Raw genomic sequence first — 15,730 nt, forward strand, 5'->3', positions numbered from 1 at the left:
CTTGACGGAACCGGAGGAGAGGTGCAGGGTGTTGCCCACTTGCTTGTAGAGAACGTTTTACACGATCTCCGCCCGCCTTCGCCGGGCCTGTTCGTCGCCCCTGGCACCGCACTTCACTCCTCTGCTTTTCTCTCCAAGATCCCTGGGAGTCTTCCGTGTCCGTACGTTTGCCCCGTGCCCGTCGTGCGCGCCTGAGCCTGTTCACCGCCGGGACCGCCTCACTGGCGTTGCTCGTCACCGCCTGCGGCGGCAGCGGCGGTTCCTCGGCCGCGCCGGAGGACTTCAGCTACCTGAGCGTCACCGAGAACACCACCGTGAAGACGGCTCTGACCACCATGTCGAAGGGGGCGTGCAGGACGGCGAACGAGGCCCTGCCGCTGAAGGTGGAGACCGTGCCCCAGGCGAGCCTGGACCAGAAGCTGCAGTTGCTGGCCGGCCAGGACGCACTGCCGGTGCAGTTCGCGGCGGGCAACGCCCCCGCCCTCACCCAGCAGTTGGCCGAGTCGGGCAAGGTCGCCGACCTGGAGAAGGAGCTGAAGAAGCTCGGCGTTCTCGACCAGCTGGAGCCGGCCGCCGTCTCCACGATCAAGGCGCTGTACGGCGGCGAGCTGCAGGTGCTGCCGTACGAGTACAACATCGAGGGGATCTTCTACAACAAGAAGCTCTTCCAGGAGAACGGCCTGAAGGCGCCCGGTACCTGGAAGGAGTTGGTGGCGGCCGCGGCGAAGCTGGAGTCGAAGGGCGTCCAGCCGTTCTCCGCCTCCGGTCAGCAGGGCTGGCCGCTGACCCGGCTGATCAGCGGCTACCTCTACCGGAGCCTCGGCCCCGACGCGCTGCAGAAGGTGGCGGACGGCAAGGCGAAGCTGACCGACCCGGAGTACGTGAAGGCGGCCGAGGAGGTCGCCGCGCTGGGCGGGAAGGGCTACTTCGGCAAGGGCGTCGGCTCCATCGACTACGACACCGCGATGAACCAGTTCCTGAACGGCGAGGCCGCCATGTTCTACATGGGCAGCTGGGCGCTGGCGAACATCTCCGACGACAAGCAGAACAAGGTCGGCGCCGAGAACGTCGGCTTCATGCCCTTCCCGGCCGTCTCCGGCGGTAAGGGCTCGGTCGACCAGTACCCCTCCAACGTCGGCCTCGGCATCACCCTGTCCGCCAAGTCCTTCGACGAGAAGACCGGCGACTGGGTGTCCTGCATCGCGAAGAACTACGGCAGCACCGCCCTGAAGGACCACGGCTCCATCTCCGGCTTCAAGGTGAACACGGAGGTGAAGGACGCCAACGAGGTCACCACCCAGGTCCGCGACACCATCAGCTCCTCGAAGCAGAACGTGCTGTGGTTCGAGGCCCTGTTCGGCACCAAGGCCACCACCGTGTCCCAGACCAACGCGGCGAGCCTGGTGAGCGGGAGCATGAAGCCCGAGCAGTTCATGCAGACCGTCCAGGACGCGCTGGCCGCCCAGTGACCGGCCGGGGGCGGCGCACGAGGCCTCCTGACGCACGCAGCGCGCGCCGCCCCCCGCCACCACCAGGCCGGTCTCTTCAACGGAAACGAAGTGGACACCACCCATGCACCGCGTACTCGGTGACCGCAGGGCCGTCGCGATCCTGCTCGGTCCCGCCCTCCTCGTCTACTCCCTGATCATGCTGGCCCCGATGGTGTGGTCGCTCGGGTACTCCTTCACCAAGGGCAACACCATCGACGGTTTCACCGGCAACGGTGTCGCCAACTTCTCCCGCCTGCTCGACGACCCGGCCGTCCACGACGCCCTGTGGTTCACGCTCAAGTACGCCGTCGTCGTCACCGCCGGGCAGGTGGTCGCCGGCTACCTGCTGGCCCTGCTGTACGTCTTCTTCCTCAAACGGGCCTCGGCGCTCATCCGCACCCTGGTGTTCTTCCCCGTGGTTCTGCCCACGGTCGCGGTGGGTCTGCTCTTCCAGAAGTTCTTCCAGGTCGCCCCGCAGACCGGCCCCGTCAACTCCCTGCTCAACGCGGTCGGTCTGGAGTCGGTCGACTTCTTCGGCAGCGCGGGCAGCGCGTTCTGGGTGCTGATCGTGATGGACATCTGGCGCTCCATGGGCTTCTACGCCGTACTGCTCTTCGCCGGCCTGGTCGACATCCCCGACGAGGTCCTCGAGTCCGCCCGCCTGGACGGGGCGACGGGCCTGCGGCTGGTGCGGCACATCGTGCTGCCGCTGTCGCTGCCGGTGCTGATGTCGTCGCTGATCTTCAGCATCAACGGCACGCTGAAGGTCTTCGACTCCATCGTCGCCCTGACCAACGGCGGGCCGGGCAACGACACCACCCCGCTGACCCTGTACATGTTCCAGACGTCGTTCACCTACAGCGACTACGGCTACGGCAGCACCATCGCCCTGCTGCTCACCGTCGTGTGCCTGCTGGTGAGCCTGGTCGTCTACCGCGTCTCGCGGCGCGACCTCACGGAGGGCTGAGAGCCATGGCCATCGACACGACTGTGAAGACCTCCGCGGGCCGCCCGGGCCGGGGGACGTCCGACGGCGCGGTCCGGGTCCGCCGCCTCCGCAAGGGGGGCCGGCTGTGGGTGAAGGCCGTTGTCGGCCTGCTGCTGGTCGTCGAGATCTACCCGCTGGTCTGGATGTTCCTGACGTCGCTGAAGTCCAACGACGACTACCTGAACAACTCCACCTGGAGCCTGCCCACCACCTGGGAGTGGGGCAACTACACCGAAGCCTGGACCACCGGCAACATCGGCCTGTACGTCCAGAACAGCCTGCTGGCGGTCGTCCCGGCCCTGGCGCTCATGCTGCTCCTCGGGACAGCCGCAGGCTTCGCCCTGCAGATCATGGTCTGGAAGGGCCGCAGCCTCACCCTCCTGATCTTCCTCGCGGGCATGATGGTCCCGCCGCAGATGATCCTGCTGCCCCTGTTCACGGTCTACTTCCAGACCGGCCTGTCCGGCACCCTGTGGCCGCTGATCCTCACCTACACCGGCACCGGCCTGCCGCTGACCGTCTTCATGATGGCCACCTACTACCGCACCGTCCCGCGTGAGCTGTTCGAGGCGGCCACCATCGACGGCGCCGGCATCCTGCGCGCCTTCTGGACCATCAGCGTCCCCCTGGTGCGCAACGCCCTGCTCACCGTCGGCCTGGTGCAGTTCTTCTTCATCTGGAACGACCTGCTCATCGCGCTGACCTTCACCAACGACCAGGACCTGCGCACCATCCAGGTCGGCCTGCTCAACTTCACCGGCGACTTCGGCGCCACCCAGTACGGGCCGCTGTTCGCGGCCATCTGCATCAACGTCTTCGGCACCCTCCTGATCTACCTCTTCCTCAACCAGAAGGTCATGAAGGGACTCACCTCGGGAGCGGTCAAGGGCTGACCACGAGTCAGTCCCACCGCCCCACGCACGTGACGAAAGGTTTCCCTTGCTGCCTCCTCAGCCTTCCCCGGTGTCCTTCGAACATCTTCCGGACGGACTCGGTATCGGAGTGACCGCTCCCCGCCTCACCTGGACGCTGTCTCCGGGCGCCGGTCGTCAGGAGGCGTACGAGCTGCGGCTCGACCGCTCCGGCGACGTGTACCGCACAGGACGCGTCAACAGCGCCGATCAGATCCTGGTGGCCTGGCCCGGTGAGCCGCTGACCTCCCGTGAGCGCGTGACGGTCCGCGTCCGTGTCTGGACCCCGGACGCCGACGAGCCGTCGGCGTGGAGTGAACCGAGCGTTGCCGAGGCCGGACTTCTGACGCCCGCCGACTGGCAGGCCGTTCCCGTGGGCGCCGGTTGGGACGAGGACCCGGAAGCGGAACGCCGCCCGGCCCTGGTCCGCAAGGGCTTCCGTCTCGACCGGTCCGTCGCGCGCGCCCGTCTGTACGTCACGGCCCACGGCCTGTACGAGGTGGAGATCAACGGCCGGCGCGTCGGCGACGAGATCCTGGCCCCGGGCTGGACGGTCTACCCGCACCGGCTGCGCTACCGTACCCACGACGTCACCGGCCACCTCACCACCGGTGCCAACACCATCGGCGCGTGGCTGGGCGACGGCTGGTACCGCGGCAAGTACGGCTTCGACGGCGGCACCCGCAACATCTACGGCACCGACCAGTGCCTCATCGCCCAGCTGGAGGTGACGTACGACGACGGCACCGCCACCGTCGTCGCCACCGACGGTTCCTGGACCGCTGCCCCCGGACCGATCCTCACCAGTGGCCTGTACGAGGGGGAGACCTTCGACGCCCGGCTCGACGACCCCCACTGGGCCACACCACAGGCGTCCGGTGCCGGGTGGACTCCCGTGCGCACCGGTATCCGTGACCCGGCCACCCTCGTCGCCCCGCTGGGACCACCGGTGCGCTGCACCCAGGAGATCACCCCGGTCACCGTCACCCGCACCGGCGACGGCCGCCACCTGCTCGACTTCGGGCAGAACCTGGTCGGCAGGCTCCGCGTCACCGTCGACGGCCCGGCGGGCGCGGAGATCACGATCCGGCACGCCGAGGTCCTGCAGGACGGTGAGCTCGCCACCGGGCCGCTGCGGGAGGCGTACGCGACGGACTGCTTGATCCTTTCCGGAGGAGGCCCGTTCACCTGGGAGCCCCGCTTCACCCTCCACGGTTTCCGCTACGCCGAAGTCACTGGATGGCCGGGCGAGTTGACTCCGGAGGCGGTCACGGCCCGGGTGTACCACACCGACATGCGCCGCACCGGCTGGTTCGAGTGCAGCGACCCGATGGTCAACCGGCTGCACGAGAATGTCGTGTGGAGCATGCGCGGCAACTTCGTCGACATCCCCACCGACTGCCCCCAGCGCGACGAACGCCTCGGCTGGACCGGCGACATCCAGGTCTTCACCCCGACCGCGAGCTACCTCTACGACTGCGTCGGCCTGCTCGACTCCTGGCTCACCGATGTCGGCCTGGAACAACTGCCCGACGGTACGGTTCCCTGGTACGTGCCCGTCATCCCGGGCGAGCCGATGTGGACACCGATCCATCCCGGAGCCGCCTGGGGCGACGTGGCGACCCTCACCCCCTGGACGCTCTACCAGCGTTTCGGCGACCTCGGCCTGCTGCGCCGCCACTACCCCATGGCCAGGGCGTGGGTCGACCTCGTCGAGCGTCTCGCCGGCCCGAGCCGCCTGTGGGACACCGGCTTCCAGCTGGGCGACTGGCTCGACCCGGCAGCCCCGCCGGACGACCCGGCCGCCGGCCGCACCGACCGCTACCTCGTCGCCACCGCCTACTTCGCCTACTCCGCCCGCCACCTCGCCCTGATCGCCGCCGAATTGGCGAACAACGCCGACGCGACGCGGTACGCGGCGCTGGCCGACGAAGTGGCCGACGCCTTCCGGCGCCGATACGTCCTGTCCTCCGGGCGCATGACGAGTGACAGTGCCACCGCCTACGCCCTCGCCCTCGCCTTCGGCCTGCTGACACCGCAGCAACGGCAGGCGGCCGGCGATCGCCTGGCCCAGTTGATCACCGAGGACGACGCCCGCATCGCCACCGGCTTCGTCGGCACCCCGCTCATCTGCGACGCCCTCACCGACACCGGCCACCTCGACGTCGCCTACCGCCTGCTCCTCCAGACCGAGTGCCCTTCATGGCTCTATCCCGTGACGATGGGCGCCACCACCGTCTGGGAGCGTTGGGACAGCATGCGCCCCGACGGCACCCTCAACCCCGGCGGCATGACCTCCTTCAACCACTACGCCCTCGGCGCAGTCGCCGACTGGCTGCACCGCGTCGTCGGTGGCATCACCGCCACCGCGCCCGGCTACCGCTCCATCGCCTTCCGGCCGCGCCCCGGTGGCGGCATCACCTGGGCCCGCACCCGGCACGACACGCCCTATGGAACGGCGTCGCTGTCCTGGGAACTCCGGGCCACCGGACTGACGGCCCGTATCACGGTGCCGGAAGGCTGCACGGCCACCGCCGAACTCCCCGGCTGCGCCCCGGTCGACCTGGGGCCGGGCGAGCACCTCCTGGATACGGCGGAACTCGCCACAGAGGCTGCCTGAGCGGCCGTCCGACCCGACAGCAGAGCCCGGCGCGTGACTGAAACGCGCCGGGCTCTGCTGTTTTCAGGAGGAGTGCGGGAGCTTTCGTATTCGTCCAGTGAATGACTCCCATCCATTGCGTCGATAAAAGGGTGCCTCGCGCGGTTGTTCAATTGAAATTTCAAATCGAATTTCACTTGGATCGGCCTGTATTCGCTGGTCAGGGGGTTGCCTGGGAAAGTGTTGCACGAGGGTTGACCTGGGACACAACAAGCCATAGTTTTCCGGTTCGTTGGATGAAACGCTTCGCGAGACGGTGCCTACGGGCACTGGAACCGTTGCCGTGGGACGCGGCAGCCGTTGTCTTGAAAGAAGTGAAACGGAGGGTGCGCTCTTTGGGACGCGCACCGTGCGTCACCGTCTTCGAAGCCTCACAAAACTGAGGCCGGCCGTATACCTGACCCCTCGGCCGGCCTCACCTCCCCCACTCCTGCGACGGCGCGTCGAGCAGCCGTCATCTTCGTCCGGAGAGCCGCTGTGAACAGACGAACATTCCTCTCTGTCGCCACCTTCACCGCCCTGGCCGTGAGCATGGCCCCGGTCATGGACAACCAGGCCGCCGCCTTCGGCCCCGGCCCGCGGGACCGGGCGGACGCGCTGCTCGCCCGGATGACGGCCGCCGAAAAGGAGGCCCTCGTCCGGTGCGACTTCGCCGCCGTCGCCCACCTGGGTATCCCGGCGCTCGCCATGGTCGACGCCTCGGCGGGGCTGCGCGGCGAGAAGGGGGTGACCGCCTTCCCTGTGCCCGTGGCGCAGGCGGCGACCTTCGACGAGAACCTGGCGGGCCGCATCGGACGGGTCCTTGGCGCGGAGGGCCGCGCCAAGGGCTACAACAACCTCCTCGGCCCCACCGTTGATCTCACCCGCACCTGGCACTTCGGCCGCCAGGCCGAAGCCATGGGGGAGGACCCCTTGCTGGCCGGCCGCCTCGGCGCGGCCCTCACCGTCGCCATGCAGAGCCAGAACGTGGCGGCCACTGTCAAGCACTTCGCCGCCTACACCCAGGAGACCAACCGTTTCTTCACCGACACAAGGGTTTCCGACCGCGCCCTGCACGAGATCTACCAGGCGCCCTTCCGCCGTGTCATCGCAGCCGCACCGGTCACCTCCGTGATGATGGCCTACCCGAAGATCAACGGCACCTTCGCAACCGAGCACCCCGCCCTGTTCGACGACTTGAAGGACCGGATCGGTCTCCAGGGCTACACCGTGCCGGACTTCTGGGCGGGTGCCGACCAGGTCGCCGCCGCCCGCGCCGGTATGGACCTCGCCGGACTCGGCCCCGGCGCCGTCAAGGTCCCGGCGGGCGCCCTCACCGACGGCGCGATCCCCGGCACACGTCTCGACGACGCGGCCCGCCGCATCCTCGTCACGATGTTCGGATGCGGCCTCATCGACCACCCCGTCCCCGCCCCCGCCGACGACGTCAGCACCGAGGAACACAAGAACCTTGCCCACGAGGCCGCGGTCGCCTCCACCGTGCTGCTCGCCAACCGTTCCTCGGCACTGCCGCTCCCCGCGTCGCTGAAGTCCCTGGCCGTCATCGGCCCTGCCGGCACCGACGCCTTCCCCGGCGTGGCCGGCTCCACCTTCGTCGACCCCGGGACCTGGAGCACGCCCCTGCAGGCGATCCGCACCCGCGCCGGAGATTCCGTCAAGGTCACCCACGTACAGGGCACCGAGGGCGACGTCCCCCTCACCACGATCCCCTCGAGCGTGCTGCGCACCGCCGCCGGAGCAGCCGGCCTGATGGGCGCTTACCACGCGGGCGCAGACGCCAACGGCACACAGATCACGACCCGGACCGACACGACCGTCGACTTCACCACCGCGCCGGTCGAGGGCCTGCCCGAGGTGTGGTCGGCGAAGTGGACCGGCACCCTGGTTCCGACCGTCACGGGCCTGCACCGCTTCTCCCTGCTGCCCGCCGGAACCGCGTCGCTGAAGATCGAGGGCAGGACGGTCGTCTCCGGTACCCGGCAGATGCGCCGCTTCTTCCTCGGTCCTTACGACTATCCGCTCCAGGGCATCGCCGAACTGACCGCGGGCCACCCCGTCACCGTGGAGCTGACCTATACCAACGCAACAGCAGAGCCCGGCACCTGCGGCCTCACCCTCGGCTGGCAGCCCGACTCGCTGATCCCCGCAGCCGTAGCCGCAGCCCGCGCCGCCGACACCGCGGTCCTTCTCGTCAACCGGGTCGCCGGTGAAGGCATGGACCACGAACGACTCGAACTCCCCGGCGATCAGAACCAGTTGATCTCAGCCGTCGCCGCCGTCAACCCCCGCACGATCGTCGTCCTCAACACCGACGGGCCCGTCGCCACCCCCTGGCTGAACGACGTGGAGGCCGTGATCCAGGCGTGGTACGGAGGCCGCGGCATGGGCACCGCCCTCGCTGCAGTCCTCTTCGGCGACATTGACCCCTCCGGCCGTCTGCCCGTCACCTTCCCCGCCGATGCCGGCCAGGGACCGGGCACCACGACCGCTTCCTACCCCGGCACGAACGGCATCGTCTCCTACGACGAGGGCATCGCCGTCGGCTACCGCTACTACGACGCCAAGGGCCAGCAACCCCGCTTCCCCTTCGGCCACGGGCTGTCCTACACCACCTTCGCCCACGGCTCCCTCGAAGCCTCCTACGACCCGGCGGCCGGGAACGTCACGCTCACCTTCACCGTCACCAACACCGGGCGGCGCCGGGGCACCGACGTCGTCCAGGTGTACGCCACCCTGCCGGCAGCGGCAGCGGCAGCGGCCGAACCGCGCCGCCTGGTCGCCTTCCAGAAGGTCACGCTTCCGCCGGCGGGATCCCGGCAGCTCCGCATCACCGTCCCCGCGCAGGACCTCACCGTCTGGAAGTCGGGCACCTGGACCCTTGTGCCCGGCCGGTACACCCTCGCGACGGCGCATTCATCGCGCACCTTCACAGCACAGCGAACCTTTACGATCGGCTGATCGTTCCCGGTGACCTCCGCGTGACGCTTCCTCCGGTGAGGGGCGTCACGCGCACCGTTCACCGGGCTCTGTCCCACATTCGGTGGTTACGGAAAGTCATGACGGGGACGGACAGGCCATCGGTCACAAACCTGCAGTCCTACGCCTCCGCATCCCGCGGTACGAGGGCGGGGCGTGGTGGATCTGTCCGGCTCGTGCTGACAGCCGTCCGCCTGTGAGAAGCCGTGCGTGCCCATGCCTCAGGGAAGGCCAACTCGTCTGCCGGCGGCACGTACGGTGTGCTCGTGAAGAGTGCGCGCATTCCGGATACCGAAAAGTACGACGGCTCTGTCGTCGATTGACATAGGACACAGCAGCACCAACGCCGGGGTTCCAAGATGATGCTCGGGGCCCCGCCCGGCAAACCCGAAGGGGCGCCAGTGAAAGACTCCACGATCGGGCCGTGGGCATGGGCTGGGGATCCGCGCGCCGTGATGTGGTGCGTGACCATCACCTACGGCATCACTCCTGAAGAAGTGCTCGCCCGCTACGGAGCCGATGCCCGCACAGCCCGGCTTCTCACCCGGCAGCAGGCCGCTCAGCTGGCCGGTGACGACCTGCCGGAGGGTTCGGTACTGCGGTCAGGGCGGACGGGTGACTGGTCGTTCTGCTTCGAGGACTACGGGGTCATGGGATGCATGTCCGGCCCGTTGTCCGCGCTGTCCCGCGGCACGGAGACCTTCAGCGTACTGCGGGGCGGGGACGGCATGAACGGCTTCGCGTACTGGCGGAACGGACAGTGCGTCGAGCGGTTCGAGCCGGGCGCTGCCGGCACCAAACCGCGTCCTCCCCATCCCTGGTGGGATGGGGTGCAGGGGCGGCTCGACGCATCGGGCGAAGAGTTCCCCGGCCTGGTTCCGGTACTGGAGGCGACAGCGCACCATACCGGAGCCGTACTCGGCACGGGCACCCTCGACGGGCCACTGCTCACCCTGCGGCTCGAGGACAGCGACCGCGCCCCTGACCCTCGAACTTCCCAGCAAGCATCTCAGCCTCCCCGGGGGATGCGGGGCGTCCCCGTCCGGCCTGGACCACCCCCGCCACCCACTATGAGGCAAGCCGTCGTAGTCCCCGTCATTCAGCACAGCTCTGCTGTCGAAGAGAAGGGGTGGAGAAGCAGTGAAGTTCCCCCGGCTCCCGACAGCAGGTGCTTACGCTGCGGGGGTGAGGCCTTGTCCGAACAAGATCCTCGTTTCGAGCGGAGTGACGTACCCGTACTCGGGGTGTCTGCGAAGTCGGCTGCGGTCGCACCCGGTCTCGATGGAGCGGAAGACGTCGGCCCGGGCGGCCCGGGCCGCGGACCGCGCGGCCCACTGGTATCTGGGCCGGGTCCAGGACCGCTACCCCGGCGACCCGGTGGTTGGTGCCGCCTTCCGATCCGTACTCAGCCTGTCCGCACCGCTGACCGCCGTGTTCACCCCCTCGGTGGCCCGGGCCGTTCTGTTCGGCCCGCCCGTCCCGACCCCCGTCGAGCCCCCGATGACCCGCGAGGAACCGCGACCTGACATCCGGTGGACCGGGCAGAAGACGACGGGATCGTGTGCGTCAGCGACCGGAAGCCGTCAGGTCCTGTGGTGCTCGTGGAGTCGTCGCTGCAGATCAAGTCGTGTACCGGTACTCGTGATGATCCCGGGAAGGAGGCGGGTGCGCAGGGTCCTGCAGGGCACGCGATCGTGCAATACCGCAGGCTGTTCTCGGGCCTCGGGTGGTCGTTGGTCTCGTGATCGGTGTGGGGGCGATGCGTGGTGTGGTGCTCTTGACACGCAGCGAGAACCTGGTGGGCAGGTGCTTCGTTCATCACCAGGATGTGATCGAGGGCCTCGCGTCGGATCGTTCCGGTCGCACCGTCAGACCTCTCGATAGGCGCACATCACGAGGGGGCGTGGGCGAGAACCTGGCGACTCCGGGCGTCCTTGGTGTACCTACGGGTCGGGCCCGTGGATGAGCCGGCCTACTGACCAACGTCGGGGTGGGCCTGGTTGTGCTGTGCGTACGTGAGCATGAGCAGGCGCGCGGCATCACGGGCCTGGGTCGCCGGCTGGGCAGTGCCGGTGATCGCTGCTGTGGTGATGGCGCCTTCGGCCAGCAGCACGAGTTGGTCTCCCAGTGTCGCCGGGCGCCCGGTGGCCGTGACGAGGGTGACGAGGTAGTCACGGAAGGCCTGTTTGTGGCGGCGGGTCTGGGCTGCGACTTCGGGTGAGGTTCCGCCCAGTTCGCCGAAGGAGTTGATGAAGGCGCACCCGCGGTAGTCCGGTTCCGAGAACCAGGTGTGCAGCCACTCGAACACCGCGATGACTCGCTCCTCGGGTGTGGTGTGAGTGTCCACGTAGTGGGCCAAGGCTTGCCGCCACTGTCTGTCACGCCTGCTCAGGAACTGCAGTACGAGGGCCTCTTTGGAGGGGAACAGCTGGTAGAGGCGTTTGAGCGACAGTCCGGAGGCATTGCGCACCGCGTCCATTCCCACCGCCCGGATGCCGTGGCTGTAGAAGAGCTTTTCGGCCGCTCTGAGTGCCTGGTCCTGGGCCGCTTCGCGGTCCGGCATGTCCGCCCCCTTGCCTGGAGAACCATCGTTCTCTACTTTAGCAGGACGAGGAGAGAACGAGCGTTCTCCCCTGCGGCGCGCAGCGTGCGCGTAGCGCCCCGGAGCGAGGAGCTGACATGACCGACGCCATCCGTCCCCCGGTCCCGCCGTTCACCCGGGAGACCGCCACCGAGAAAGTCCGCCTCGCCGAGGATGCGTGGAACTCCCGTGATCCACAGAGGGTGTCGCTGGGCTACACGGTGGACTCGCGCTGGCGCAACCGCTCGGAATTCGCGACCGGACGGGAGGCGATCGTCGCGTTGCTGACCCGCAAGTGGAACACCGAACTCGACTACCGGCTGATCAAGGAGCTGTGGGTGTACGACGCCCACCGCATCGCGGTGCGCTTCGCCTACGAGCACCGCGACGACGCCGGCCACTGGTATCGCTCCTACGGCAACGAGAACTGGGAGTTCGACGAGAACGGACTGATGCACACCCGCCACGCCTCCATCAACACCCTCCCGATCGCCGCATCGCAGCGCAGGTACTTCTGGACGCTGGGCCGTCGCCCCGACGACCACCCCGGTCTCAGCGACCTCGGTTTTTGACCCGCGTTCTCGATGCTCGGCTCCGTCCAGGGACCGCTCACGCAGTCGAGCAGGACGACCGCGAGCAGCACTTCTCCTGCGGTCGTCCGCCCGCTCGGGCCCGGGTCGAATGAACAGCCCTGTCCAGCACTCGGTGGTGACGGCAGATCATGACAGTGACGGACAGGTCATCGGTCACGGAATCGCAGGCCTGCACCCCGCAGCGGACGTCCCCCTCCCGGGATCGGCCGATGGGGCGCGTTCTCGCCCACGGAGGGAAGGCCGTGCTCGGCGCACCCGGCAATCCCGCCGCGACGGCGCTGATCGAGCGGGAACGCGTCACGCACTGCGTGCTGCCCCCTGCGGCCGCCCGCCAGTGGCTCACCGCGCACGCCGGCCTCACACGGGCCCGACCTGTCGGGCCCGCAGGTACTGCAGGTCGGTGGGGCCCGCCTGGACGAGGAGACGGCCGGGCAGTTCGGCGACGCCTTCGGCTGCCGGACCCAGCAGGTACACGGAACGAGCGAGGGACTGCTGAACTTCTCCCGGCTCGACACCCCCCAGAGGTGGGGTTCACCACTCAGGGGCGGCCCGTCTCACCAGGGCGACGAGACTCTCGTGATGCTGTGCGGGGACGGGCCGGTGAGGTCGCCGACCGAACTGTTGCCAGCGGGTGAACGCCGTCGTGGCCACGGCGAGCTCTGCGCCGCTGTCGCCCGGGGCCGGGGTGATGCCGGCCGGCTGCGGCGGGGCCAGGCGCAGCCGCAGCGTCGCGGACGCGTTCGTCACGCCCGGGTACGCCGGTTCCAGCAGCACGACCGAACGTCATGCCGCGCTCACCGCCGCCGCGCGGCAGCGGCGACTCGATCGGCCACGGTCAGCGCCCCGAAACCCGCTCTCACCTGTATGGGTAAGGTATCCGTCAAGGGCCGGGCCGGGAGCAGGCGGCGCTGCTGCTCGCCCCGCCCGTGCTGGGCGACGGCCGCGTCCACCAGTTCCGGTGCGAACACCCTCGTCGAGGTCCTTGTGCGCGACCGGCACCCGGCCTCCCCTCATGAGTGAGCCGGCGTTCCGCCCAGCTCAAAGGCGACCGCGTCGGCCGGCGAAGACTTCCAGCACCTACCGGCCCCGGCTCTTCGGCGAGCGGAGAGGACGATTCCTTGACACACCCCGACGAGGACGAGGTGGACCTGTGTCCGTAGCCGTATGCCGGGGGAGGCTGTCTTCCCCTGTCGTCATCGCCCTTGTCTCCCTCCGGGGACGGCTGCCCCGAACCGCTCGGCCCGGCCGGTCAGCATGTGCCGACCGGTTCGGAAGTCTCGCAGGCGTTGTCGATGAACTCGTTGTCCTTCCCCTTGTCGTCGCGGGTGGCCAGGTCCGCCGGGCGGTTGCCCAGTACGAGGTTGCCGCGGACGACGTTCCGCTCGTTGGAGACGCCGTCCATGCTGCCGAATACGACGATGCCGCCGGAATACGGCGAGTCGCCCACGTTGTCGTGGACCGCGTTCTGTGTCACCAGCGCTTTCTCCGTACCGACGAGGACGATGCCGACCCCCTGGAGGTGGGGCAGGCGCGCGGTGGCAGGGCAGTACTTGTTGTTCTCGTGGACCGTGTTGCCGCGGATGGTCAGATCGCCCACCGTGCGCGGCAACACGACGAAGACGCCCGCGCAGTTCCCGGTGATGGCATTGTGCTCGATGGTGAGATTCCTGAGCCGACGGGTGGTCGTGCCGATCCGATTGCCCGTCAGGCGGTTGCCGCTGATTACCGTGCCGCGGGTGTCGAAGGTCTTGCTCTCCGCATCGGCCTCGAACACGTTGGCCGTGTAGATCCCGGCGTCGCCGTTGCCGCTTGCGGTGTTGTGGCGGAACGAGGCACGGGTGGAGCGGTCCTGTGCGATGCCCCACTGGCCGTTGTCCCGGGCGGTCACACGGTGAACCTCCAGTTGGTCGGTGTGCGTGGCCGAAACGCCGTTCTTCTTGAACCCTTCGACGGTCAGTGACTGGATCCGTACCCCGGTGGCGGGGTGCTCGTCCGTACCGGTGACGCAGATGCCGTTGCCCTCCTCAGCGCAAGCACTCCGCCCTTCCTCGTCCTTTCCGGGCGCGATCACGGTCTGGTCGCCCGCGCCCCGGAGGGTCAGCCGCTTGGTGATCGTGACGCTTTCTCTGTAGGTGCCCCGCGTCAGGACGATGGTGGCTCCGGGGCCGGCCGCGTCGATGGCCCTCTGGATGGACTGGCCCGGCCGGACCAGTTGCTCGGATTTGCTGTGGGCGGAGACGGCCGGAGCGAGGGCGCCCGTGCCGACGGCGAGGGGCACGATGGCGCAACCAAGGGATACAACCCGACTTTTTCTCATGATCTCGACGTTATGGGCCAACCCATGGAATCGCCACTCTTGGTGACTCCATGGATTCAATCCGTCATCGACCGGATCGGCTCCCTGGCTCCGTCACCGGCTGCCCGGCCGGGGCAGGCCTGAGCGCCGACAACGATTCCAAGGCCACCCTGGCCTACGGCGGCGGGCTGCTCTTCGCCCGGATCGGCCGAGACGTGGAGTCCCCGGTCATCGGGGAGGGCCGGGAGGAGGCGGGGGGTGCCAAGCCGCGGTGGGGACGGTGAGCAGTCCGTCGGGCGGGGTGCGGCCAGGGCGGTGGCTCCTGTGGGCGGAGCCCCGCGCGGAACGGTGTGCCGGCTCGGCGGGGTGACGGTCCGCATGGGCGGAACGTCCTTCGCCGTGCGGGTGGCAGAGGGAGGTCAGGGGCGGAGGAGGGTCTTGAGGACCTGACGGTCGGCCATGGCCCGGTAGGCGTCCGGTGTCCGACCGAGGGGGGAAGGTGCGGTCGGGGACGAGACCGGCGATGGCTTGGTAGGTGACGGGCAGGGCCTCGCGTCGATGGGTCCAGCGGGCCAGTTGCTTCCAGCGCTTGTGGTCGGCGGGGGCGTCTTCGGCTGCACGCTTGACTCCTTCACGGTGTGCCGGCGGGCTCCTGGTCCCGCTCCGCGACGAAGATGCAGAACGGGTGGCCCTCGGGATCCCGGTAGACGCGGAAGCGTTCCTCGTCGTCGGGGTCCGGCCGGTCCCGGTTGCTGAGCAGACTGCCGCCGAGGGCGAGCACGCGCTCGTGCTGGTTCCGCAGTTCCTCCAGCGAGTCGACGCTCATGTCGAGGTGCAGTTGCTGCGGCACCGGCCCGTCGGGCCAGTCCGGCTCCCGCAGGCGCTCCGCCTGCTGGAAGGCGAGCTGTGGGACACCGTCGGGCGTACGCAGTACCAGCCAGTCCCGGCCGCGCTCGTCCGGCTGCCCGGCCGGAGGCGGCTCGTCCCCCTCGGCGTAGTCGAGGCCCAGCAAGGAACGGTAGAACTCGGCCAGTCGGCGGACATCAGTGCTGTCGAGCACGGTCTGCACCAGCCGGAGGCGACTTGCATCAGTGGTCATGCGATGCAGGTGCCCGGCACGGACCCGTCCGAACGACCCACTCGGGGGAACACGCGTCCCCCCTGGCCTCCGACACCCGGATGACATACCGAGGCGGCGGGTGCCGGGACCATGATGGGGCAGCCCCGACTGCGCCG

10 protein-coding genes and 3 pseudogenes are annotated in these 15,730 nt (G+C 68.8%); 8 read left to right on the forward strand and 5 right to left on the reverse strand.

Annotation, left to right across the window (positions count from 1 at the left end):
* Positions 1-155 precede the first annotated feature (155 nt).
* The 7 genes and pseudogenes from KYY02_RS12910 to KYY02_RS12940 form a co-directional block, all read left to right on the forward strand.
* Positions 156-1,469, forward strand: a complete 1,314-nt coding sequence (locus KYY02_RS12910; protein ID WP_371238053.1) for an ABC transporter substrate-binding protein — start codon at positions 156-158, stop codon at positions 1,467-1,469.
* 103 nt (positions 1,470-1,572) lie between these two features.
* Positions 1,573-2,457, forward strand: a complete 885-nt coding sequence (locus tag KYY02_RS12915; RefSeq protein WP_371238054.1) for a carbohydrate ABC transporter permease — start codon at positions 1,573-1,575, stop codon at positions 2,455-2,457.
* Positions 2,458-2,462: 5 nt separating this feature from the next.
* Complete coding sequence (locus KYY02_RS12920; protein WP_371238055.1) at positions 2,463-3,371, forward strand: carbohydrate ABC transporter permease; 909 nt, start codon at positions 2,463-2,465, stop codon at positions 3,369-3,371.
* Positions 3,372-3,441: 70 nt separating this feature from the next.
* Positions 3,442-6,009 (forward strand): family 78 glycoside hydrolase catalytic domain, encoded by a 2,568-nt coding sequence (locus tag KYY02_RS12925; protein ID WP_371238056.1) that lies wholly within the window; start codon positions 3,442-3,444, stop codon positions 6,007-6,009.
* Between the two features lie 516 nt (positions 6,010-6,525).
* Entirely contained in the window at positions 6,526-9,006 is a 2,481-nt protein-coding gene (locus KYY02_RS12930; RefSeq protein WP_371238057.1) for a glycoside hydrolase family 3 protein, read from the forward strand.
* A gap of 473 nt (positions 9,007-9,479) precedes the next feature.
* Positions 9,480-9,806, forward strand: a pseudogene (locus tag KYY02_RS12935) (DUF6461 domain-containing protein); the annotation flags it as partial.
* Between the two features lie 514 nt (positions 9,807-10,320).
* A pseudogene (locus tag KYY02_RS12940) lies at positions 10,321-10,542 on the forward strand (monooxygenase); the annotation flags it as partial.
* 454 nt (positions 10,543-10,996) lie between these two features.
* On the opposite strand, the gene KYY02_RS12945 reads toward KYY02_RS12940, so the two are convergent.
* The gene (locus tag KYY02_RS12945; RefSeq protein WP_371238058.1) at positions 10,997-11,587 is read right to left on the reverse strand and encodes a TetR family transcriptional regulator; all 591 of its coding nucleotides are present in this window, start codon (positions 11,585-11,587) and stop codon (positions 10,997-10,999) included.
* Between the two features lie 116 nt (positions 11,588-11,703).
* Here KYY02_RS12945 and KYY02_RS12950 point away from each other — a divergent pair, with 116 nt between their 5' ends.
* A complete protein-coding gene (locus KYY02_RS12950) occupies positions 11,704-12,177 on the forward strand; it encodes a nuclear transport factor 2 family protein (RefSeq protein WP_371238059.1) in 474 nt (157 codons plus the stop codon).
* Positions 12,178-12,729: 552 nt separating this feature from the next.
* Here the strand turns inward: KYY02_RS12950 and KYY02_RS12955 are convergent.
* The 4 genes and pseudogenes from KYY02_RS12955 to KYY02_RS12970 all read right to left on the reverse strand — a co-directional run bounded on the left by KYY02_RS12955 (position 12,730) and on the right by KYY02_RS12970 (position 15,593).
* Positions 12,730-12,972, reverse strand: a complete 243-nt coding sequence (locus tag KYY02_RS12955; RefSeq protein WP_371238078.1) for a hypothetical protein — start codon at positions 12,970-12,972, stop codon at positions 12,730-12,732.
* A 475-nt stretch (positions 12,973-13,447) separates the two neighbouring features.
* Positions 13,448-14,515 carry a right-handed parallel beta-helix repeat-containing protein gene (locus tag KYY02_RS12960; protein WP_371238060.1) on the reverse strand — a complete coding sequence of 356 codons (1,068 nt, stop codon included), beginning with the start codon at positions 14,513-14,515 and terminating at the stop codon, positions 13,448-13,450.
* A gap of 480 nt (positions 14,516-14,995) precedes the next feature.
* A pseudogene (locus KYY02_RS12965) lies at positions 14,996-15,106 on the reverse strand (transposase family protein); the annotation flags it as partial.
* Positions 15,107-15,125: 19 nt separating this feature from the next.
* A complete protein-coding gene (locus KYY02_RS12970) occupies positions 15,126-15,593 on the reverse strand; it encodes a VOC family protein (protein WP_371238061.1) in 468 nt (155 codons plus the stop codon).
* Positions 15,594-15,730: the final 137 nt, after the last annotated feature.

This window comes from Streptomyces pimonensis (genome assembly GCF_041380215.1).
Taxonomy (GTDB): Bacteria; Actinomycetota; Actinomycetes; order Streptomycetales; family Streptomycetaceae; genus Streptomyces; species Streptomyces pimonensis.

Bases quoted from the DNA above. Each gene is read 5' to 3' on its own strand.
- KYY02_RS12915 (WP_371238054.1), top strand. From the start codon at position 1,573: ATGCACCGCGTACTCGGTGACCGCAGGGCCGTCGCGATCCTGCTCGGT.
- KYY02_RS12970 (WP_371238061.1), bottom strand. From the start codon at position 15,593: ATGACCACTGATGCAAGTCGCCTCCGGCTGGTGCAGACCGTGCTCGAC.
- KYY02_RS12950 (WP_371238059.1), top strand. From the start codon at position 11,704: ATGACCGACGCCATCCGTCCCCCGGTCCCGCCGTTCACCCGGGAGACC.
- KYY02_RS12920 (WP_371238055.1), top strand. From the start codon at position 2,463: ATGGCCATCGACACGACTGTGAAGACCTCCGCGGGCCGCCCGGGCCGG.
- KYY02_RS12945 (WP_371238058.1), bottom strand. From the start codon at position 11,587: ATGCCGGACCGCGAAGCGGCCCAGGACCAGGCACTCAGAGCGGCCGAA.
- KYY02_RS12960 (WP_371238060.1), bottom strand. From the start codon at position 14,515: ATGAGAAAAAGTCGGGTTGTATCCCTTGGTTGCGCCATCGTGCCCCTC.